This is a genomic window from Planctomycetaceae bacterium (assembly GCA_041398785.1).
Taxonomy (GTDB): domain Bacteria; phylum Planctomycetota; class Planctomycetia; order Planctomycetales; family Planctomycetaceae; genus JAWKUA01.
In genome coordinates, this window is sequence record JAWKUA010000013.1 from 19519 (window position 1) to 41072 (window position 21554).

Consider the following 21554-nt stretch of genomic DNA (forward strand, 5'->3'; position numbering starts at 1 on the left):
CCAGACGTCAACATGCCCGCCGGCAACAAGTTTCGGCATCAGTCCTATCCGACTCAACCGATACAGCAGCCTGTCATCCGCAGCGTCACAGCGGAACAGGCGCGAGGAGCCGGCTTCGAACGGTTGCACACGCAGTTTGCCGTGCGGGATGTTCTGATTGTCCATGGAACCTTCATGGGGGACGATCCGTTTGGCGTTGCTGACATGCTCCGAACGCTGGCAGGCAACACTCCGGCCTTTGCTGCGGCACTGGACGGTGTCGCGGCCGGCATTCAGGCTCGCATGAAGCCGCTGGCCGACTCTGTGGCAGGGGACGTCGGCAACTACACGCAGCAGTTCGCAGACAAGTTTCGCGAAATCACCGGTGGCGACCCGGCTGTCGAATTGCTGAAACCGACATGGTCCGGACAGAATCACCATCTTGCCCGAGCGGACCTGGCGGTCAGGCTGTTGTGCCGCCTGACGGAACTCGCGCCGACGCCCGATCAGCGAATTCTGCTGTGGGGGCATTCTCACGCCGGAAACGCGTTCGCCATTCTGAGCAATCTGCTGGCGAACGATCGGGAATCCGTCGCCGCGTTTTTTGAGGCCGTCTCAGACCAGCCAGGGGATTCCTGGAAGGTGGCTCAGCAGGAGCTGGCCGCGGCTCCCAGCCCGCATCCTCTGGCCAATTCCGTCATTATCGCCGCTTTTGGAACTCCCGTTCGATATGGCTGGGATACAACGGGCTTTCGGCACCTGACCCACTTTCTTCATCATCGAGTCTTCGACGAAAACAATCCGTTCATCTCAAAGCCGCTGTTTCCGCCTCACAGCCTGCCGGACACGCTGACGGCTCGCTACGGTGACTGGGTGCAGTCATTTGGGATCGCCGGAACGGACGTCGCGACTCCCGTGTCGATCGGCGTCAATCAGCGGCTGCAGACCATTCTGGAATCCGGACTTGCGGAGCCCGTTCATGAACTCGACACGCGGTTCCTGACACCGAAGAGAATCCGCGACGCGTGTGCGCGCTGGAAGACTGGGACTCGCTGTCACGCCGACGGCCGCAATCTGCTGCTGAGCTACGAACCATGCGGTCGAAAGTCAGTGACCGGCTACCCGATCGAACAGGCACTGCTCGGCCACGGTGTTGCGACGACGCTCGACTGGCTGCCGACGCACCTGGCGCTGCTGTTGGAAGTGCTGGAACAGGACGGCGCTGATCGTCGCCGCGACGCGTGATCGTCCTGCAGGATGGCCTGGAGAATCGAAGTGTCAGGCCTCGTCGCGTCACTTCGTACGCACAGCAGCCCTGCCTTCAACGAAAAAAACCTGCAGGCGAATCGAGTCGCCGGCAGGTTTTCGCAATTTGTCACTGAGCAGGATTCGGCGAGGTCGGCCAATCCTGAAGGCGTCGAATGGAAGAGGATTCCGGGTTCGATCACCTTCAGGATTCGGCCCGCTCACCGTCCCACACCATGTGGAGTCATCTTCCGCCAGCGCGGCTGATCGAACGATCGAATTCCGGCTGATCGGTGACCAAGTCTTACCATTTCTCTCCGGCAGAAGGAGTGCAAACGATGATCGCATTGCAGTCACATTCGTCCGGCCCGTCAAAGTACGACGAACCGTTGGTCTGACCCTTGACGCCGCCGTAGGTTTTGAACGACGAGATTCCGCTGGTGCGATAACCCTGGTCCAGGTTTCCGATCGAGTCGCCAAGGTCGCTGAGTTCCGCGACGACTGCACACTGCAGTTCAACCAGACCGACAATCATTCCGATGACCAGAATCGTCGCGATCAGCACGAGCTCGGCTGACAGAATCACGCCATACTCGTCATTCCACAGTCTCTTCAACATTTTGTCCCTTTCGTGTCACATGGATTGGTGAGAACTTCTACGGTGAACGCCGCGGTGTTTCGTCAATGGGTGCGTCGTTCGTGACATCACGCAAGGCACGCGTCGTGCCGAATTCCGGGACCAGCGCCGTTGCAAAACGGCAACATTCGCGATGAACGTCTGCCAATTTCTGCCTGGACACAGCGCGGAGGCGGATTCGGCAAACGGCGGATGTTGCTCTGCGGCAACGTCGCACAAGTCGCAGCGATCACCCGGCTGACGAAATGTCAACGACACTTCGTCGTCGGAAGAGGCGACTATCGTCCGCCGTCGTAGCGAATTTCAAACACGTTCGGCCAGTGCTTGCCTGTCACAAACAGCCGCTGCTGTTCGGCATCCCAGGCAATTCCGTTCAGGACAGCCTCCCGATTTCTGCGGACGGCGCGGGGACGCAGCGCCGACACATCCAGCCAGCCTGTAACGCGGCCGGATTCCGGATCAATGCGTGCAATTCGGTCCTGATACCAGACGTTTGCGAAAATTTCGCCGTTCACGTACTCCAGTTCATTCAACCGGGACAGCGATCGCAGCCCGGACTTCACCCGCATCGACTTCACCACGCGCCACGTTTCCGGGTCGATGAATCTCAGCAGCGAAGTGCCGTCGCTGAGAATCAGATGCGTGCCGTCGTGCGTCAGACCCCAGCCTTCTTTCAGCGAAGCATCAATGTCGCGATACGCCACAGTTCCGGTCCGCTTGAACGTTGCCGCGTCGTAGACAATCAGATAGCCGTTCTGCCATGTGAGCTGGATGATCTGGTCCTTCCAGACCGTGACGCCCTCACCAAAGACGTCGTTGGCAAGCGGCACATCGACGTCCGGAACACCCGATTCCAGTTCCACCAGCCTCAGCCGCGACCGACCGTACTGACCGGTTCCTTCCAGAAGCTGTCCTCGATACACGACCAGCCCCTGGCAAAATGCCGTTGCATCGTGAGGATACGCCTTAACCAGTTTCGCTTCCGTCGATTCAACGGCGTTCGCAAAACTCGATCCGGGAGCCGGCAGGAAGAACACCATCCCCGCGCAGAGAGACGTTGCCGCAAGGATGACCAGAGGCAGCATTCGCATCCGGCGCGGCCGGGGAACCGTACTGACCGAAGCGACATGTTTGACGGCGGTGTTGGTCATGAGTCGTAACAGTTGCGTTCGGCCGAGTGTCGTCTTCCGATCTCCGACGAATAGCGATTCGGCCCCCGGCGCTGTTTCCATCAATCGCGACCTCGCCCGAATATCCGCAGGCCGCCAAAAACCGAACGGTGGCGCGATGAACCGGCCGGAGTCTTCGCGGAGATGACCGCGGCGCGCCCGATCATGCGATCGCAACAAAAATCACGGAATCTCCGGTACCGCCGGCGCGAGGCCCAGTATAGGTGGTGTCGCGGAATCCGCCAATTCCTGATTTCATCGCGCGCATTGCGCGTGTGTGCTTCAGTCGGGCACGCTGCCGCGCAGGAGTCGTCCGCAAGCAGGTTGCCGAATAAGCCGGAATGCGCGAGCCTCCGGTTCTTTGAAAGCCGCGGCTAACGACCTGCGGCTAATCGCGAAGCCGGGAACCTATTTGCGCGCGGGTCATAAGAAGGCGGGGCTCCCGCGGAGCCGTTGCCGCATCGCGCGCTGGCTGACACACGCGGCTCGACGCGAGCCTTTCCTTCCTGGGCGTCGGTCGGCGTTGGAGTGTGCTGAGTGCGAAACTTCAGCGGAGGCCTGGTTCCGTCGGGCCGCCGGAAAGTCGCTGGCGGTGCTGGGAAGGTTCGAAGGGAACGCCGGAAAAAAGGGAGGCCGTCCGACCGAAGTCGGACGGCCTGGGAGGAGATGGCGACGAAGCGAGCTTTGTCGCCAGCAGTGACTCCCGACAAGCCCTTCAACACAGGAAAGTTGCTTTCAATCAGCCTGACATCTGGCGCGCACCGATAGCGCAGCGGAAAACGGTTGTTTTTTCGCGACGATTGCGGGCGCGCGGTCAGACGGTCGGGCTGATTGCAGACCGACGGGTTGTCCGGCCGGTCACTCCACGCTTTTCACCGTGCGAATAATTCGAGCGGCGACCTTGTACGGGTCGGCGTTCGATGCCGGACGACGGTCCTCCAGCCAGCCCTTCCAGCCGGATTCCACCGTGGCGATGGGTATTCGGATTGAAGCGCCGCGATCGGACACGCCGTAGCTGAACTTGTCGATGGACTGAGTTTCGTGAAGGCCGGTCAGACGCTTTTCATTGTCGTGGCCGTAGACACTGATGTGATCCTTGATCGCCGGGGCGAATGCCTGACAGATGCGGTCATAGACGGCTTTGTCGCCGGCATTTCGCAGCGTCGAATTGGAGAAGTTGGCGTGCATGCCGGAACCGTTCCAGTCGGTCGGTCCCAGCGGTTTCGGGTGCCAGTTGATGGCCAGACCGTACTTTTCCGCACACCGTTCGGCCAGATAGCGAGCAATCCAGGTCTCATCACCGGCTCGCTTGGCGCTTTTGGCGAAGGTCTGAAATTCCCACTGACCTGCGGCAACTTCACCGTTGATGCCTTCGATGTTCAGCCCGGCTTCCAGGCACATGTCGAGGTGTTCTTCGACAATCTGGCGGCCGAAACAGTTCTTTGCTCCGACCGAACAGTAGTACGGTCCCTGGGGAGCCGGATAGCCGCCGGGCGGGAATCCCAGCGGAAGGTTGTGTTCCGGGTCCCACAGAAAGTACTCCTGCTCAAACCCGAACCAGAAATCGTCGTCATCGTCGTCGATCGTGGCGCGGCCGTTGGTTTCGTGAATGGAACCGTCCGCGTTAAGAACTTCCGTCATCACCAGAAACGCGTTGACTCGACCCGGATCCGGGAAGATTGCGACGGGCTTCATCAGACAGTCCGATGCGCCGCCTTCCGCCTGGTTGGTTGAACTGCCGTCGAAAGACCACATCGGGCAGTCTTCCAGCGTTCCTCCGAAATCCTTCACGATCTTTGTCTTGCCGCGCAGGCCCTGTGTCGGCCTGGTGCCGTCGAGCCAGATGTATTCCAGTTTCGTCTTCGCCATGTTCCTGAAAACTCCTCCCGTCTTGGTTACCTGACATTGCCACAGTCGTCGTCGCGAGAACCTCGCGCTGTGCGTCGCTCACGGTGGCATAAGCTTCGTCCCTGCGGAATTCTTCGAATGGCGAACTACACCGTCGCTCAAAAACAATTCTTCGAAGATTTCTCCGCCCGATACACCCGTTGCCAGCGGGTGCCTGCAGATTACGCACTCCTGCCCAATCCCTGAACAGGCTGGCAGTTCAAACGCCTGTCAGAACTGCTGCGGGCGGTATAACGCATACGACGTGCCAGAACCAGGCAACGGCAAAGAAAGCGTCACGCAGGAACGCGGGAGCGGATCGAGCTGACGGGCGATCGCAGACCGGATTCCCGTCTACGGCAATTCGCGAAGCAATTCGTCGAGGCCGTCGCGTTCCTGGTACGGCCGCACCGACGTGTACCAGTTGCCCCAGACCTTATAGGCTTTGGTGCGCCAGGCGTTGGCAACTTCCAGACGTCGCTCCTCGGAGGCGTCTTCTTCCAGACCGTCAAGCGGATTCGACGGCAGCCCGAATCCGCGTGGTTTACGGGCAATGAACTTCAACGCCTCCAGAGCGTCGGCGTTGACATCGACGCTGGGGTCACGCAGACCCTCCAGCATCAGCGGGACCATGGAAAAATCACCGGTGCGTCCCAGAGCCCAGTAGGCGACCTGGCGTTTTTCGGCATCCGGATTCTTCAACAGCTTCTTCAGATTCTCCACCTGCCCGACCAGTTCTTCCGGCGACCCGAACTGAACTTTTTCCACGATGTCGGACGTGTCGATGTCCAGACTGGCGAAGTCCTGACCTTCGATGGCAGCCAGCAATTCATCCAGCGGCCCGATCTCCTTCTTCTTCCTGCCGTCGGGATTCATGAACTTCAGCAGGTCCCGATTCCCCGTCTGTTCACCGACGCCAAGCCCGCCAAGTACCTGCTGTGTCGAGCGTGTGAAGTACAGGATTGCGAAGGCCGTGCCGACGTTGGGGCCGGAGTGTGTGGCGAAGCTGCCGTCTTCAGCCTGAAGTGTCAGCAATCCGTCGCCGTAAAACGTGAACCAGTCGCTGCGGAACTTGTTCAGCGACGCTGCTCGCTCCAGGGCATAGTAGAAATAGATGCGGTGAGCTTCCTTGCTGATGGGATCTTCGCGCCGGGTGTTCCATTCGATTGCGCGTTCGGCGCGGTCGTCCAGAGCACCGGCGTTGTTGGTGGCCTTGTAACCGGGAAACGCGCTTCCCGATGCTTCAGCGACGTCCAGGTCAGTGGTGACCTTCTCCAGGACTCCGAACTTCTTTTCCGGAGCTTCCTTTTTCAAATGCGCCTTCGGCCCATGCAGCAGCAATCGCACGACGGACACACTTCCGCAGCCGGCCAGAGTCATGTTGTGCGTCGACATGCCGCTTCCCGGACCTTCGGTGGTGCCCGGTCGGTACGGCCAGCCGCCGTCCCCGCTGCCGTTTTTCAGGTGGAATGAAGCCGCACGATCCAGGGCCTGTGCGGAGACCTGACAGCCGGCTCGAACGGCCGCCCACAACCCCAGTACGCCATACTGGCTCATGCTGACGTCGCCGGTATCCGTGCGTTCCGGCTGCATCCAGAATCCTTCCGTGTTTTGCGCCGACTGGAGGTATCTGGCGATTGACTGTAGTGCGGCAAAGTGAGCATCCGGGTCGGAATCAGCCAGCAACATCGCGTCCACGCCGGCCTGATACACGTGTTCGTAGCCGATGTACCCCGCCGCTTCGCCTCGCGCCTTCGACATTGCAATCCCGCGAGCGACGATCGGTGAATCCTTTGGTTCGCCGGCCTTCATCAGCGCGTAGGCCACCAGCGGAAGATGCGTTTCGGCAATTCTGTTATCGGGGTTTTTCAGAAACGCGACGGCTCGGTCAACCGCCTGATCAAACCGCGGAACTCCGGAATCGCCCTTGTCCGCTCTCACGCCGGTCGGAACAAAAACACACACGACAAGTGCCAGCAGGCAGCAGACGAGTGTTCGAAGTTGTCGCATCAGAGTTCTCGGCGGACAGGCAACGGAATGGACGCGCCGGGCACGCTTTTCACGTACCACAGACAGGATTTCAGATCGTATCCCCCGGAACGCTGCGAGTCAAAGTTTGCGTAAGGCGACGGAAAAGGAGGAAGGGCTTGCGAACGGAAGGGCGGCTGCCGAGCCGCTTCCGCAACGGGCGGCGCGCCCACAGATTTCGAAGATTCGCACAGAGAACCGCGATCACGCGGCGCAGGCGGTGTCGGGTTTCTTCGGGTCGCCGGAACCCACTTTGGCAACCACCGTGAGCCTCTCACAAATCGATTGCCGGACCGCGGAACAACCCACGACAACCCGAAGCGTTCATGTCGCGGACCGGCAGGTTGTGCATGCGTGCAGGGCCGGTGGAGCGACAGCAGTCTTGCCGTCAGTCTCCTGGGCAATTCTCAAATGCCAGCATCGTCCTGGCGAAGATAGCGGCGTCCCGGCAGCTTCACCGCAGCGCTGGCGATTCGTCCCGCGGACCGCACCAGGCCGTACCCGGAATCGTTCAGGAACGTGAAAGCAAACACCACCAGTATGCACGACGCGGCCAGCAGCCCCGTTCGCAGCGATTGCCGGCTGGCAAGAATCGCAACCGGCCCTGCGAACGGTGGTTGTTCCGCGGAAACAACGTCCGGGATCTTCGAATCGTCGCCGCGGCCGAATATCAGCGAATCGCTGACCGGAATCCATTCGGATGAGTCCGCTGTGTCCGGATCAGACGCGACAGCCAGGCGGCGAAGGAAATCCGGATCGGTTTCCAGAGCGTTCTGCACGCGTTCCAGATAGTCAACCTCCGAATCCAGAGCCAGCAGGTGCTGAGCATTCCTCAGGTACTGGTGCCGCACCTGCATCCAGACGGACAGCTTCGGAGCCAGCGCGACGCCGCCATAGAGCAATACCGACACCACCAGCGCGCACCAGAACAGAAGCGACGTCACCCAGGCGGATGCCGTGTGAGCCGATTCCCGGTCGTTCTGAAGCGTTTCGGATGGACTCATCGGCAACGGCATTCTGAATCCGGACACGTTTTGACGATCAGCGGAAACGAATCGGTCGGCCGTCGCCAGCAGGATGATTCACGCCCGGTTTCGGGTTCCGGCAGGACGCCATCCTCGCCTGATTGCCGCTATGAAATCGTTCCGCCGAAGCAGGCGGTTTCTCCCAGAATTTCCTCGATCCGCAGCAGTTGGTTGTACTTGCAGATTCGGTCCGTTCGGCTGGCGGATCCCGTTTTGATCTGACCGGTTCGCAATGCGACAGCCAGGTCGGCGATGGTGGTGTCTTCCGTTTCGCCGGACCGGTGACTCATGACCGCCGTGTAACCATTTTGATAGGCCAGTTGGACGGTCTGAATCGTCTCCGACAGCGTGCCGATCTGGTTCACTTTGACGAGAATGCTGTTTGCGATCCCTTTGTCGATTCCTTCCTTCAGGCGTTTGACATTGGTCACGAACAGATCGTCGCCGACCAACTGGCAGCGGCTGCCAATGCTATCGGTCAGTTTCTTCCAGCCGTCCCAGTCATCTTCGCTGCAACCGTCTTCGATCGAACAGATTGGATACCTGTCGACCCATCCGGCCAGCAGTTCGACCATACCGTCAGAATCGATGGACTTGCCTTCCAGCGTGTACTTGCCGATTTTTCGTCATAGAACTCCGTGGCTGCGCAGTCGAGTGCAATTTTGATCTGATCGCCGGGAGTGTAGCCCGCGCTTTCGATAGCCGTCAGGATGACTTCAATGGCTTCCTGATTCGTTTTCAGGTCCGGAGCGAAACCGCCTTCGTCGCCGACGGCTGTGCTGAGTCCTCTGCCGGCAAGAACCTTCTTCAGATGATGAAAGACTTCCGTGCCGGCTCGCAGAGATTCGCTGAACGATTCGAAGCCCAGTGGCATAACCATGAACTCCTGAATGTCGATCCCGTTGTTGGCGTGTTCTCCGCCGTTGATGATGTTCATCATCGGAGCCGGCAGGCAGTTGGCTCCCACGCCGCCCAGGTAACGAAACAGCGGAAGAAAGCTGCTGCGAGCCGCCGCGTGAGCTGCCGCCAGCGAACATGCCAGAATCGCGTTGGCTCCCAGACGCGACTTGTTGTCCGTGCCGTCCAGATCGATCATGACGTTGTCGATCACGATCTGGTCAGTGACATCCAGGTCAATGATCGCGTCGGCGATTTCTTCGTTGACATTTTGAACGGCCTGCCGAACTCCCTTGCCAAGGAACCGCTTCCTGTCGTCGGAATCGCGCAGTTCGCAGGCTTCGTGCGCTCCGGTGCTGCGCCGCTGGGAACGGCCGCACGACCGATCGTGCCGTCTTCGAGTTCAATATCCACTTCAACGGTCGGGTTGCCGCGGCTGTCGAGAATTTCGCGTGCGTGAACGGCGGAGATGGGCATATTCATGGGATTGAGTCTTCAGTGTTCAGTTCTGGTTCCGGGGCTTCAGCCGAGGAACAGGATACAGAGAAAAATGATTGCGGACTTACGTCGCGCAGCTCGCCTGATACACGCCATTCGCCGCGGCGACTCCCGCACCGGCCGGCGGTTTGATTCCGTGAGTATTCAGGCACTGTTCCAGCGCGCCCAGAAACAGGATGACGTTGGACATTGTCGACGCTTCGCCCATCAGTCCGATGCGCCAGGTCCTGCCTTTCATCGGGCCAAGACCTCCGCCGATTTCGATTCCGAATTCGTTCAGAAGCTGAGACCTCACCCTGCCGTCTTCGATTCCGTCGGGAATCAAAACACTGTTCAGCATTGGAAGCCGCTGGCCTTCCCGAACGGAATAATCGATGCCCATCGCCGCCAGCCCGGACGCCAGCGCCCGGTGATTGCGCAGATGACGCTGGTACCTGGCCTGCAGACCTTCCTTCAATACCAGCCGCAGAGCCTGGTGCAGGCCGAAGTTCATATTGATCGGTGCGGTATGGTGATACGCCCGGTCGGCTCCCCAGTAATTCCGCAGCATGTCGATGTCCAGATACCAACTGGCGACCTTTGACTTGCGGGCGTCCATCGCTTCCAGTGCCCGGGGACCGAACGTGACCGGCGCCAGACCGGGCGGGCAGCTCAGGCATTTCTGGCTTCCGCTGTACGCCGCGTCGATTCCGACGCGATCCACATCGACGGGAAGTCCGCCCAGCGATGTCACACAGTCGACCAGCAGCAGTGCTCCGGCGTCGTGAACGGCCTTCGCGATTTCTTCCAGCGGCTGGAGTGCTCCGGTGGACGTTTCCGCGTGAACAATGCCGACGACTTTTGGCTTGTGCTTCGCGACCGCATCGGCGATCTCTTCGGTGGTGAAGATTTCTCCGAACGGACGTTCAAGCTTGAATACTTCTGCTCCGGCGCGACCCGCGACGTCCGCCATGCGCCCGCCGAAAACGCCGTTGACGCAAACGATCATGCGGTCACCGGGTTCAATCAGGTTGACGACGCAGGTTTCCATACCGGCGCTTCCTGTGCCGCTGATCGCCATCGTCATCTTGTTTTCCGTGCCGAACACATGCCGCAGCATGGACTGCACTTCGTCCATCACGCGCAGAAAGTACGGATCCAGGTGGCCGACTGTCGGAGCCGCCATCGCGGCCAGAACGCTGGGGTGAATATCGCTGGGCCCGGGGCCCATCAGAATGCGCAGCGGCGGTGCAACGATGTCGGGAACGGCTGGATACGCAGTTGATGTCATGGCGTGACGGTCTGACGCGAAAACGGGCGAACGGCGATCCCGGGAATCACCGCGTTTCAGCGAGGGACGATAGCAATCTGCCGGCGCCAGTGAAATTGACCGCCCCGCGCGGGAACGCTGATTTCGCAGTTTCGGGAGCCCTTCGCCGGTGCCGGGTGCTCAACGGCCCGACAGCAGGTCGGTGACAAGATTGCTGGTATCGGCCAGCGGCAGCGGGCGGTCACCTTTCCACGCCACCAGTCCGGACCGATCGATCAGAAACACGGCCGGAATCGTGCCGGCCGGTTGTCCGTCGGACGGTTCCCGCAGACATCCCCAGCGGCGATGGACCGAATCGGGATCGGCGGCCTTCACATCTGACAACAGCTCAAACGGCATCGGCTGCGTCAGCGACCTGCGGATGTTCTGAGGAAGCTCCGCCGACACACCGAACACCACCACGCCTTCACGTTTCAGAGCTTCGTGGAAATCCCGAAGCTCCGTCAGTACGCCATTCGCTTCCGGTCCGGCAGTTCCGTCGAAGAACACCAGCACGACGCGATGCCGATCCAGGTACAAGTCCAGGGGAACCAGTTTTGAATCCTGGTTGTGGAGTTTGAACGAAGGCGCGGGCCGGCGATCTTCGATGCCGGTCGGGTCGACGATGACTCGCTGCCGCGGATTCGCGATTCGCCAGGCCGACAACCCGAAAATCACTATCGCCGCGGCGGCAAGAACCAGAATCCCGCGTCGATGATTCATGTCAGGCACCTCAACGGCCGGCACGATGGGCGCTCAAGTTGTGTCCCGGTAACTGCAGCAATCGGCGACAACTCAACCTGCGCGCGGTCAACGTGTTCGTGACGGATCGCAATGGCATCCTGCGGCACGTGACTACTGTTCCGCCGTGTCAGAGTCTTTCGCGTCGTTCGTCGGCTGACCGTCGGACGGCAGTGCCAGCAGTCGAAAACCGAGTCCGACATAGGTTGTCGACGATGGGTACGCGTCGCGATGCGTCGACCTGGCGTTTTCGGCCACATAGAACCATCCGCCGCCGCGCAAGACTCGCTTGTCTCCGGATTCCCCGCCCGCGGGATCTGTGACGGGAGCGCTGGAATATTCACCGTACAGGTCGCTGCACCATTCGGCCACGTTGCCGTGCATGTCGTACAGGCCCCACGGATTCGGCAGCTTCCCGGCGACGGGATGCGTGGTGCGTTCGGAATTCACGTTGAACCATCCATAGTCCTCCGCGCCTTCATCGTTATCGCCGAAACTGAAGACCGTGGTCGTGCCGGCTCGGCAGGCGTATTCCCATTCGGCTTCCGTCGGCAGCCGGTAGGTATTTCCGGCCGATTTTTCCGACGGCAGTTCTGACATGCGCCGGCAGAACTCATTGGCATCGTCCCAGCTGATGGATTCGACCGGTTGCTGCTCTCCCTTGTGAAATGCCGGATTGATTCCCATCAGCGCCTTGTACTGCGTCTGAGTAACCTCCGTCTGCTGCATCCAGAAGCCCTTTGTCAAAGTGACTTCGACCTGGGGTTCATTCATCTTGCGGCCGAAGGCATCTTCCTTGCTGCCCATCACAAAGGTCCCCGGCGGACACCAGACGAACTTGATGCCCAGAGGCGTCAGTTCGCGGATTTCTCCCGGCTGAGTTCCCTGTGGAATGGCTTCCGATGGATGCGACGTGTCGGATGCCAGCGGGATGGATTCAAACGGTTCCGGAACGAGATTCTCCGGGTTTGCCGCCGCGCTGACGCTTCCGGCACCAGCCGTGCCGCCAGCCGTTGTGCTTCCGTCCGGACTCTCCTGACAGCCGGCAAGCCCGGAAGCTGTGACGGCAGTCAGAACCAAAACCAGCATTCGATACATAGGAATTGCCTCTTGTTGTTGATGCCGGAGTCGCATCGGAGATTGATCGCAGGACACTCCCGCCATCATAGCTGCCGACTTCGTGGTCGAGCAGCCTGCCCGGAGCTTTCTCCACGCGGAATTCTCATCAGGCTACCGCCGCAATTTCAAACGGACAAGTATTACCAGCCGTCACCGTTCGCGGAACACGCGCGGAAGCGACGCTGATGCATTGAATCCCGGTGTTGCCGGCGATCTGCCCGTCGCAACAGGTACGACATCTTCGCCGAAGCTGTGCGTCGCAGCCGCAGGAAGTTGTCTTGACACTCCCAGCCTCGATCGTGCGACGAAGATGCAACAGATTGCCCGACCGGGGTTCTCTCCGAAGATTTCGTAAAGATTGCCACCGTCCGGGCGAATCATTCGGCGCCGGCGAATCATTCGGCGCCGGCGGATCTTTCGCGGCCTTCGAAGCCAGGATGACACGCGCCGAGGACTCGGCAATAATTCTCCGTTCGATGGATCACGGGATGGCAGGCATTCCGGTTAGCCTGGAATTCTTCGCGCAACTTGCCGCAGGTCAGGCAGTTGCAGTTGCGCACAACGTTACCTTCAGCCACGCGCGAAACGAGCTGTGTATTTTCCGGAACAATGCTTCGCTGCGGAAACGGTGGCTCGCACCGCCGACTGGTGCGCGTCGGTCGGCCGACCCGGAATCGCATCCGAATATCCACTCGCATTTCCCCGACTGAACCGCAAGACATGAAGCGACGACACCAAATTTCGGGAGCCGCGATCTGGCTGATCGTTCTGGTCGGCGGCGGCTCGTTCCTCAACAACCAGATGACCGCACAGTCCAGCAGCCTGTCAGCACTGACGACCGACGTCGGCCGTTGGGTTGCGGGACGGACACGGCGATTCGAAGCGTCCGGCTCGGACCCGTTCATCGTCGCGGTCGGCGACGCCGTGTTTCTGGAATCTTCGCCCGGTGAGTACGTTCAGGCTGGCCTGGTGACACAGATTCCCGGCTGGTCCAGCAACGCACCGGTCTGGTCGACAAATGCCAACGTGCTGCTGTATGACGGTCCTGCGGTGGACGCTTCCGCCGGTTTTCGACTGAAATACTATTCGACGCCGATGTCGCTGGACTGGGTCGTGAAAATGATCATCCCGCCGGATCGGCGCCGGGAGATCGCCGATCTGCTGACCGCGGAATGGCAGATTCAGCAGCGCGAAGTCATGGCGGAACTGAAGCCCGTGATGCAGGAAAGCCTGCGTCGCGCGGTGGCGGCGGTCGAAGCCGAGCTGCCGAAGATTCTGGAACGCCATCGCGACGAGTTCCAGAAACTGGCGGATCGCTACAAGGAAGAAATCGTCCGGGCGGAAATTCTGCCGCTGGTTCGTGACGAAATCCTTCCGATTATTGAAGAGGAAGCACAGCCGCTGGTGAGCGAACTGGCGCGAAGCCTGTGGCGCCGCGTCTCGCTGTGGTCGTTCACCTGGCGCTATCTTTACGACAAGTCTCCTCTGCCGGAACGGGACGCCGTCAAGTCCGAGTTCCAGCGCTTCCTGGACGAAGAAGCGTCGCCGGAGATCCGCTCACGCTCCGACGAATTCATCAAAGTCACCGAAACCATCATCGCTCGCAGCATGAAGAACCCGAAGGTCAAGCAGGTCATCAGCGACAACCTGCGCAAGGTCGCCGCTGATCCGGAACTGCAGTCCATCATCTGGTCCATCATTCGCCAGGCACTGCTGGAAAATGAAACTCTGCGGACGGAGCTGGAACACTATTGGCGAAGCCAGGAAGCCCGCGCGGCTGTGCAGTTTGCGTCCACACGTCTGGAACCGACCGTGCGGAAGATCGGCGACATGATCTTTGGAAATCGGGAGACAGGGATTACGCCGGAGTTCTCGCGGATTCTCCGGTCACAGATTCTGTCGAAGGATCGGCACTGGTTTGTGCTGGTGCCGAACGAAGCGTCACCGTCCGCGGCCGCCGTTGACGGGGTCGTGCCGATCGAAATCGCGACGGAGTCCATGCTGTATCCTCTGAAGTTCGCCGGCACCGAACAGAGCCCGCTGACACCTTCGGACTCAAAGTAAGAGTCTGCGCCAGGACGCGACGGGCTCGTCAGGATGCGGCAAGTCCGGTGACGCTGCCTCAGTTGACATCGCGTCCGGTCAGCATTCGTTCGATGTTGTCGGACCGGCAGGCCACTTCGATCACGCTGCATCGAATTGCCGTCGACGTCACGGTGGCTCGCGGGAATGTGTCGACCATGACAAATGACGGCTTTCCGTCGACGTCTCGAACGGATAACGCTCCGTGCAGAACTTCGGAATTCAGTCGCAGCGCTGCTTCGTAAAAGTCCGGGCGAGCGTCGCAGCAGACACTGTAAATCAGCAGCAGCCGTTCACTGGCTTTGTGACCGCTGTTTTCGACGAACACCGTCTGAGTGCGGTCGCCCGACAGTTTGACAACAACCTCAAACGCCTTACCTCGGACTCGGACACTGACATTGGGCAAGCCGTCGAAGGCTTCCAGCACCAGCGCGTCCAGATCCCGAACGGATCCCAGCACGGCCTGCAGCAATTGCGAAGCGGCGGCTCCGTCGGCCGGACGATTCTGCGGACTTCGCGACAGCATCAGACTGACGCATTCCGCGACGTCCAGCGGAATCTCCGGATTGTGCCGGCGAACTCCCCGGAACGTTCCCTGAATGATTGCGTTCATCAGCAACTGCATCGTGTCACCGGCAAACGGATAGTGCCCCGTCAGCATCAGGTAGTAGCAGACTCCCAGAGCGAACACGTCGCTGGCCGGAGTCGCTTCGGCACCCTCAAACAATTCCGGAGCCATAAACAGCGGTGTTCCCGCCAGTTTGGTGTCCTTCAGTTCGTTGGACACAATCCGTTTGGCCAGTCCGAAGTCAGCGATCTTTGGAATCCCCGACGGCGTGATGAGCACGTTGTCCGGCTTCAGATCGCGGTGAACGATGCCCAGCCGATGCGCGGCGGCCAGCCCTTCCGCAATGCCCACTGCCATCGCCGTCGAACCAATCGGCCCCAGCGACTTCGAAGCCTCAATGGCGCGTTGCAGCGACTGTCCCGCGACGTACTCCATCTCCAGAAAGTGATGATCCCCGGCCTGCCCGGTCGCGTGAGCCGTCACGATGTTGGGATGCACCAGAGCCGCGACCGCACGCCCTTCATTCTGAAACCGACTCACGTAGTCGACATCGCGAGACACCTTCTTCGGCGATAACACCTTCAGCGCGCAATGACGGTGCAGGGATTCGTTGCGAGCCAGATAGACAACGCCCATGCCACCTCGCCCCAGCAGACGTTCGCAGCGATAGATGTGCAGAAGCTGGCCGTCCAGCAGGTCCGCGTCGGTGGCCACGATCAGATCGGTCGCAGGTTCGACGTTACTCGATGAACCCGCCGCCGCAAGCTGCGTGTCGTGAGTCCAGTCCGGACGATCCCCCGGTGACATCCCGCACCGAGGACACATGCCGCTCGCGGCGGGGAAGTAGTCGTTACATCCCGAACAATAGTATTTTGGCACGATGCAGGTGTCTTCGGGATTCGCGGAGGCGGCGATGGTGTCCGGCATGGTCAACGATGTCCTGAACGGTCAGCGCCAACCATTGTAACGATGCGACGAACAACTCCTACTGCCGAACAATTCGCCCGCGACACCGAATTCCTGGCCGGGATCCGTTCCGCCCGTGCCTGCCGGCGCGCGTGGACAACGACTGCACTCCGGTAAGTTCCCCATCCCGAGGCGCGCCGCCACCGTCGTCCCGGCCGCCATCGTCCCGGCCCGGCGAGCTGCGCGACGTCAGTCCGCAATCACCATCTGCGAACGCGATCGCGCGGCGGGAGATGAGTTCGCAGAAAACCTGGCTCGGTCGTTGTTCGGACTGTTTGGTTCTCACGGAGGCACGGAGTCACGGAGAGACTCATAGTTCGCCGTGGACGATTCGCGTGATGCCGCTTTTCATCAGAGCTTCGCCGAAGTTCAGCAAATACCCAGGCTTCAGGCCCGTCAGACGGAGATACGTCAGCACCTGCTTCTTGTGAGCCGCGTGAACGGTCTCAACAGAATTGAGGTCGACGATCAGGACGCCAATCTCGTTCTCATGCATCTCCGTGCCTCAGTGGCTCCGTGAGATCACCATGCCAGCTGCAGACAATCTGTGTGCCACCGGCAGTGGCAATGTAATTCCGTTGGCTGACTCAGGTTTCTGTCGTTTTCAACCACGCCGGGAATTCCCAGTGCCCGCACCTCCAGCGGCGTGGGATGAGTTCGAACAAGACCTGGCTCGGTCGTTGTTCGGACTGGTTGGTTCTCACGGAGGCACGGAGTCACGGAGAGACTCATAGTTCGCCGTGGACGATTCGCGTGATGCCGCTTTTCATCAGAGCTTCGCCGAAGTTCAGCAAATACCCAAGTTTCAGGCCCGTCAGACGGAGATACGTCAGCACCTGCTTCTTGTGAGCCGGATGAACGGTTTCAACAGATTTAAGTTCGACGATCACTTTCCCCTCGACGATCAAGTCCGCTCGAAAACCTTCATCGAACCGCTGACCCCGGTATTCGATTGAAACGGAACCTGACGCTGAACGAACAGTCCTCGATTCCGCAGCATCGCGGCGAGTGTCACTTCGTAAACCGTCTCCAGCAGCCCAGCCCAGATCCCGGTGCAAGTGCACTGCACTATCGACGATCAAGGTGCCAATGTCGTTCTCATGCATCTCCGTGCCTCAGTGGCTCCGTGAGATCACCCGCCCGCCTGCAACCGATTGCCGGCAGAGAAGCACTGCTCAGGGGGCTGGAATATGTGCGACCGGCTGTAACAGTGTACTTCTGTTGGCCGACTTACAATACAGGAAGAGCCAGATGGGTACACAATTGCGTGCCTCAGGTTTCTGTCGTTTTCCAACACACCAGGAATTCCCAACACTCGCAAGCCACTTGGCGTGGGATGAGTTCGGACTGGTTGGTTCTCACGGAGGCACGGAGTCACGGAGAGATTCATGGTTCGCCGTGGACGATTCGCGTGATGCCGCTTTTCATCAGAGCTTCGCCGAAGTTCAGCAAATACCCAGGTTTCAGGCCCGTCAGACGGAGATACGTCAGCACCTGCTTCTTGTGAGCCGCGTGAACGGTCTCAACAGAATTGAGGTCGACGATCAACGTGCCAATCTCGTTCTCATGCGTCTCCGTGCCTCAGTGGCTCCGTGAGATCACCATGCCCGCCTGCGGCCCATGAATTGAAAACGATCGTTCAGGCCGGGTCTGCGGCCCATTCCTGGAGGCTTTTGACCTGCAGTTCGGGCTGAGCGGCCATGGCTTCCAGGGCGTCGACGACGGCGAGGCAGCCGGGAAGCGTTGTGACGCAGGGGATGCCGTGGGCGACGGAGGCGGCTCGGATGCGGCCTTCGTCCGTACGGGCACCCTTGCCGCTGGGTGTGTTCAGGATGAATTGAATTTCGCCGTTGGCCATCAGGTCCAGAAGGTTCGGGCGGCCTTCCTTCAGCTTTTTGACGCGTTCCACCACGATGCCGGCGTCTTCAAAGACTCGCGCGGTTCCGCTGGTGCAGACGATTTCGAAGCCGAGCTGCTTCAGTCGCCGCGCAGGTTCAATCAGTCTGGCCTTCACGGTCGCGGCGACGCTGATGAAGACTTTGCCGGACGTCGGCAGCCTGGCTCCCGCTGCGGTTTGCGATTTCGCGAAGGCCATGGCGAACTGGCTGTCGATTCCCATGACTTCGCCGGTTGAACGCATTTCCGGCCCCAGCACAATGTCAACGCCGGTGAAGCGATTGAACGGAAACACGCTTTCCTTGACGGACGTGTATTCGGGAATGACTTCTTCCGTCACGCCCTGTTCGCGAAGGGAAACGCCGGTCATAACTTTTGCGGCGATGCGTGCCAGCGACCGGCCGATGGCTTTGGATACGAACGGCGAAGTCCGGCTGGCTCGCGGGTTGACTTCCAGGATATACACCGTGTGCTGATGGTCGGTGACTTTCACGGCGAACTGGATATTCATCAGGCCGTTCACACCCAGTTCCTTCGCCAGAGCGTGAGTGGCGACGCGGATTTCGTCGAGCACCGGCTTCGGCAGCGAATGCGGAGGCAGCGCACAGGCGGAATCACCGGAGTGGACTCCCGCTTCTTCGATATGCTCCATAATGCCGCCGACGACGGTAGTGACGCCGTCGGAAATCGCGTCGACGTCGACTTCGATCGCATCTTCCAGAAACTTGTCGATCAGCACAGGTTTGTCGGGCGAGACATCCACGGCTTCGGTCATGTAGCGGACGAGCGATTCCTGGTCGTAGCAGATCTCCATCGCTCGACCGCCCAGCACGTAGCTGGGACGCACCAGAACAGGGAAGCCAATGCGATCCGCGGCGGCTCGCGCGGCTTCGATGTTGCTGGCGATGCCGTTGGGCGGCTGACGCAGGTGCAGCTTTTCCAGAATTGCCTGAAACCGTTCGCGGTCTTCCGCGGCATCGATCATGTCCGGGCTGGTGCCGATGACGTTGACGCCCGCCGCTTCCAGCCCGCGAGCCAGATTCAGCGGCGTTTGACCTCCGAACTGCACAATGACACCGTCGGGCTGCATGCGGTCGCAGATGTTCAGCACGTCTTCCGTCGTCAGTGGTTCAAAGAACAGATAGTCGGATGTGTCGTAATCGGTCGACACGGTTTCCGGATTGGAATTGACCATGATGCTTTCGATGCCGAGTTCCTTCAGAGCGAACGCGGCCTGGCAGCAGCAGTAGTCGAATTCGATTCCCTGGCCGATGCGATTCGGCCCGCCGCCGAGAATCATGATCCGCCGAGTGCCCGGCTTCTTTGCCGGAGTTTCGTCTTCCTGTTCGTAGGTCGAATAGTAATACGGCGTATAGGCTTCAAATTCCGCGGCGCAGGTATCGACCTGTTTGAACGTGGCTTCGATGCCCAGCGATTTGCGGTGCCGGCGAACATCCATCTGCGACGTGTCCCACCACCACGCCAGTTGAGCGTCGGAGAATCCGTTCTGTTTGGCCAGCCGGATCAGTTCGGGGCCGGCGTCTTCCAGTCTGCTGACGGAGCGGATCCGGTCTTCAATCTGGACAAGCTGCTGCAGGTTGCGAAGGAACCACGGATCGATGTCGGTGATATTGTGGATTTCCTCAACCGACATACCGGCCTTCAGAGCATACCGCAAATAGAAGACTCGATCCGCATTGGGAATCGACAGCTTGCTTTGAATCTCATCGCGGTCCGGCTGACGATCGGTGCCCCACAGATCCTTCTTGCCTCCGCCGAGTCCGAAGTGGCCGATTTCCAGGCCGCGCAGAGCCTTCTGGAAGGACTCCCGAAACGTACGACCGATGGCCATGGTTTCGCCGACGGACTTCATCTGGACGGTCAGCGTCGGATCGGCTTCGGGAAATTTCTCGAACGTCCAGCGAGGAATCTTCGTGACGACGTAGTCGATTGTGGGTTCGAAGCAGGCCAGCGTTTCGCGAGTAATATCGTTGGGAATTTCGTCCAGCGTATAGCCGACGGCAAGTTTTGCGGCGATCTTTGCAATGGGAAATCCGGTGGCCTTGGACGCCAGCGCGCTGGACCGGCTGACTCGCGGGTTCATCTCGATAATCACCATCCGGCCGTCGTCGGGATTGATGGCGAACTGCACGTTGGAACCGCCGGTTTCGACACCGATTTCGCGCATGCAGGCGATCGTCGCGTCCCGCATCCGCTGGTATTCCTTGTCCGACAGCGTCTGAGCCGGAGCGACCGTGATGGAATCGCCGGTGTGGACTCCCATCGGGTCGAAGTTTTCGATGGCGCAGATGATGACCACGTTGTCTGCGCGGTCACGCATCACTTCCATTTCGTACTCTTTCCAGCCCAGAATCGATTCTTCCAGCAGCACTTCGTTGATGGGTGACAGCGCCAGTCCGTGGCGAACCTTGCCTTCAAATTCATCGACGTTGTAGGCGATGCCGCCGCCGGTTCCTCCCAGAGTAAAGCTGGCTCGAATAATGATCGGCAGGCCGATTTCCTGCACGGCTTCGCGAGCTTCCTGCATGTTGTGAACGACGCGACTGCGGGGAACGTCCAGGCCGATTTTCTGCATCGCGACCTTGAACAGTTCGCGTTCCTCCGCCTTTTTGATGACGTCCTGGCGGGCGGCGATCATTTCGACGCCGTATTTTTCCAGCACGCCGTGCTTCACCAGGTCCATCGCCGTGTTCAGGCCCGTCTGGCCTCCCAGAGTCGGCAGCAGCGCGTCCGGACGTTCGCGCTCGATGATTTTTTCGACGTATTGCCAGGTAATCGGTTCGATGTAAGTGCGGTCGGCGGTGTCGGGGTCTGTCATGATCGTGGCCGGATTCGAATTCACCAGCACGACCTCGTAACCTTCTTCCCGCAGCGCTTTGCAGGCCTGAGTTCCCGAGTAGTCGAATTCGCACGCCTGGCCGATCACGATGGGACCGGAACCGATAATCAGGATCTTGTGAATGTCGTCTCGCCGTGGCACGATCGGGAATCCTTCGGGTTTTCAGCGGCGAACCGCGCAAAATTTCGCGAAGGGTAGCAGCTAATCCCGAGCGATCAAGAAGCGTGAATTCCCCTGGCGGAGGCTCTCAATTGTGATGATTTCCGGAAGCTTTTCGGAATGTATCGACGGCGTCCGCCGTTTCGATACACTTCCGGCGGGTCAGGAATTCTCAGGAGCTGTCCATGGCGAAGAACAAGCAACAAAAGCAAAAAGAACGCGAGCGCCGAGTCGCAAAACAGAAGCTGGCCGAAGCCGCGCGCCGTCGCGAAGTCAACAAGTCGGCGAAGAAAGCCGATTCCGCTGTGCCGCGCGCCAGGAAGGTGCTGACCGCCGGGGTGCAGGAAAAGCACGGCCAGGTCACGTCGCAGAAACCCACCGTCACGCATCGCCGAACCGGCGGGTGAGAGGCCGGAGGCCGCAGACGAGAGTCCAGAGACGAGAGACGAGAGTCCAGAGACGCGGGGCCGGAGGCGGCGCCACGGTACACGGCTTTCTGATGGTGTCGGC

Annotated in this window: 18 protein-coding genes; 3 read left to right on the forward strand and 15 right to left on the reverse strand. The window is 59.9% G+C overall.

What is annotated here, in order from left to right:
* The first annotated feature begins 12 nt into the window (after nt 1-12).
* Nucleotides 13-1224 (forward strand): hypothetical protein, encoded by a 1212-nt coding sequence (locus R3C19_15725; protein MEZ6061795.1) that lies wholly within the window; start codon nt 13-15, stop codon nt 1222-1224.
* A gap of 304 nt (nt 1225-1528) precedes the next feature.
* Here R3C19_15725 and R3C19_15730 read toward each other — a convergent pair whose 3' ends face one another.
* The 10 genes from R3C19_15730 to R3C19_15775 form a co-directional block, all read right to left on the reverse strand.
* Nucleotides 1529-1843: a hypothetical protein gene (locus tag R3C19_15730; GenBank protein ID MEZ6061796.1), complete on the reverse strand. Its 315-nt coding sequence runs from the start codon at nt 1841-1843 to the stop codon at nt 1529-1531.
* Between the two features lie 296 nt (nt 1844-2139).
* On the reverse strand, nt 2140-3012 hold the full coding sequence (locus tag R3C19_15735; GenBank protein ID MEZ6061797.1) for a glutaminyl-peptide cyclotransferase: 873 nt from the start codon (nt 3010-3012) through the stop codon (nt 2140-2142).
* Nucleotides 3013-3888: 876 nt separating this feature from the next.
* Nucleotides 3889-4899 (reverse strand): glutamine synthetase beta-grasp domain-containing protein, encoded by a 1011-nt coding sequence (locus R3C19_15740; GenBank protein MEZ6061798.1) that lies wholly within the window; start codon nt 4897-4899, stop codon nt 3889-3891.
* Nucleotides 4900-5271: 372 nt separating this feature from the next.
* Entirely contained in the window at nt 5272-6927 is a 1656-nt protein-coding gene (locus R3C19_15745) for a HEAT repeat domain-containing protein (GenBank protein MEZ6061799.1), read from the reverse strand.
* A gap of 425 nt (nt 6928-7352) precedes the next feature.
* Nucleotides 7353-7949 (reverse strand): hypothetical protein, encoded by a 597-nt coding sequence (locus R3C19_15750; GenBank protein ID MEZ6061800.1) that lies wholly within the window; start codon nt 7947-7949, stop codon nt 7353-7355.
* A 128-nt stretch (nt 7950-8077) separates the two neighbouring features.
* On the reverse strand, nt 8078-8545 hold the full coding sequence (locus R3C19_15755; protein MEZ6061801.1) for a hypothetical protein: 468 nt from the start codon (nt 8543-8545) through the stop codon (nt 8078-8080).
* The gene (locus R3C19_15760; GenBank protein ID MEZ6061802.1) at nt 8449-9198 is read right to left on the reverse strand and encodes a hypothetical protein; all 750 of its coding nucleotides are present in this window, start codon (nt 9196-9198) and stop codon (nt 8449-8451) included. The genes R3C19_15755 and R3C19_15760 overlap by 97 nt, the downstream gene beginning before the upstream one ends.
* A gap of 231 nt (nt 9199-9429) precedes the next feature.
* A complete protein-coding gene (locus R3C19_15765; protein MEZ6061803.1) occupies nt 9430-10635 on the reverse strand; it encodes an alanine--glyoxylate aminotransferase family protein in 1206 nt (401 codons plus the stop codon).
* Between the two features lie 159 nt (nt 10636-10794).
* Nucleotides 10795-11376 (reverse strand): redoxin domain-containing protein, encoded by a 582-nt coding sequence (locus tag R3C19_15770; protein MEZ6061804.1) that lies wholly within the window; start codon nt 11374-11376, stop codon nt 10795-10797.
* Nucleotides 11377-11508: 132 nt separating this feature from the next.
* Nucleotides 11509-12492, reverse strand: a complete 984-nt coding sequence (locus tag R3C19_15775) for a formylglycine-generating enzyme family protein (GenBank protein ID MEZ6061805.1) — start codon at nt 12490-12492, stop codon at nt 11509-11511.
* A gap of 741 nt (nt 12493-13233) precedes the next feature.
* On the opposite strand from R3C19_15775, the gene R3C19_15780 reads away from it, so the two are divergent.
* Entirely contained in the window at nt 13234-14577 is a 1344-nt protein-coding gene (locus R3C19_15780) for a hypothetical protein (GenBank protein ID MEZ6061806.1), read from the forward strand.
* Between the two features lie 58 nt (nt 14578-14635).
* Here R3C19_15780 and R3C19_15785 read toward each other — a convergent pair whose 3' ends face one another.
* The 5 genes from R3C19_15785 to carB all read right to left on the reverse strand — a co-directional run bounded on the left by R3C19_15785 (nt 14636) and on the right by carB (nt 21026).
* Nucleotides 14636-16090, reverse strand: coding sequence for a serine/threonine-protein kinase (locus R3C19_15785; GenBank protein MEZ6061807.1), 1455 nt, complete (start codon nt 16088-16090; stop codon nt 14636-14638).
* A 349-nt stretch (nt 16091-16439) separates the two neighbouring features.
* Nucleotides 16440-16625, reverse strand: coding sequence for a GxxExxY protein (locus R3C19_15790; protein ID MEZ6061808.1), 186 nt, complete (start codon nt 16623-16625; stop codon nt 16440-16442).
* A 232-nt stretch (nt 16626-16857) separates the two neighbouring features.
* Nucleotides 16858-17235, reverse strand: coding sequence for a GxxExxY protein (locus R3C19_15795; protein MEZ6061809.1), 378 nt, complete (start codon nt 17233-17235; stop codon nt 16858-16860).
* A gap of 280 nt (nt 17236-17515) precedes the next feature.
* On the reverse strand, nt 17516-17677 hold the full coding sequence (locus tag R3C19_15800) for a GxxExxY protein (protein MEZ6061810.1): 162 nt from the start codon (nt 17675-17677) through the stop codon (nt 17516-17518).
* A gap of 91 nt (nt 17678-17768) precedes the next feature.
* The gene (gene carB / locus R3C19_15805; protein MEZ6061811.1) at nt 17769-21026 is read right to left on the reverse strand and encodes a carbamoyl-phosphate synthase large subunit; all 3258 of its coding nucleotides are present in this window, start codon (nt 21024-21026) and stop codon (nt 17769-17771) included.
* A 203-nt stretch (nt 21027-21229) separates the two neighbouring features.
* Between carB and R3C19_15810 the strand changes: the two genes are divergently transcribed.
* A complete protein-coding gene (locus R3C19_15810) occupies nt 21230-21451 on the forward strand; it encodes a hypothetical protein (protein ID MEZ6061812.1) in 222 nt (73 codons plus the stop codon).
* The last annotated feature ends 103 nt before the right edge of the window (nt 21452-21554 follow it).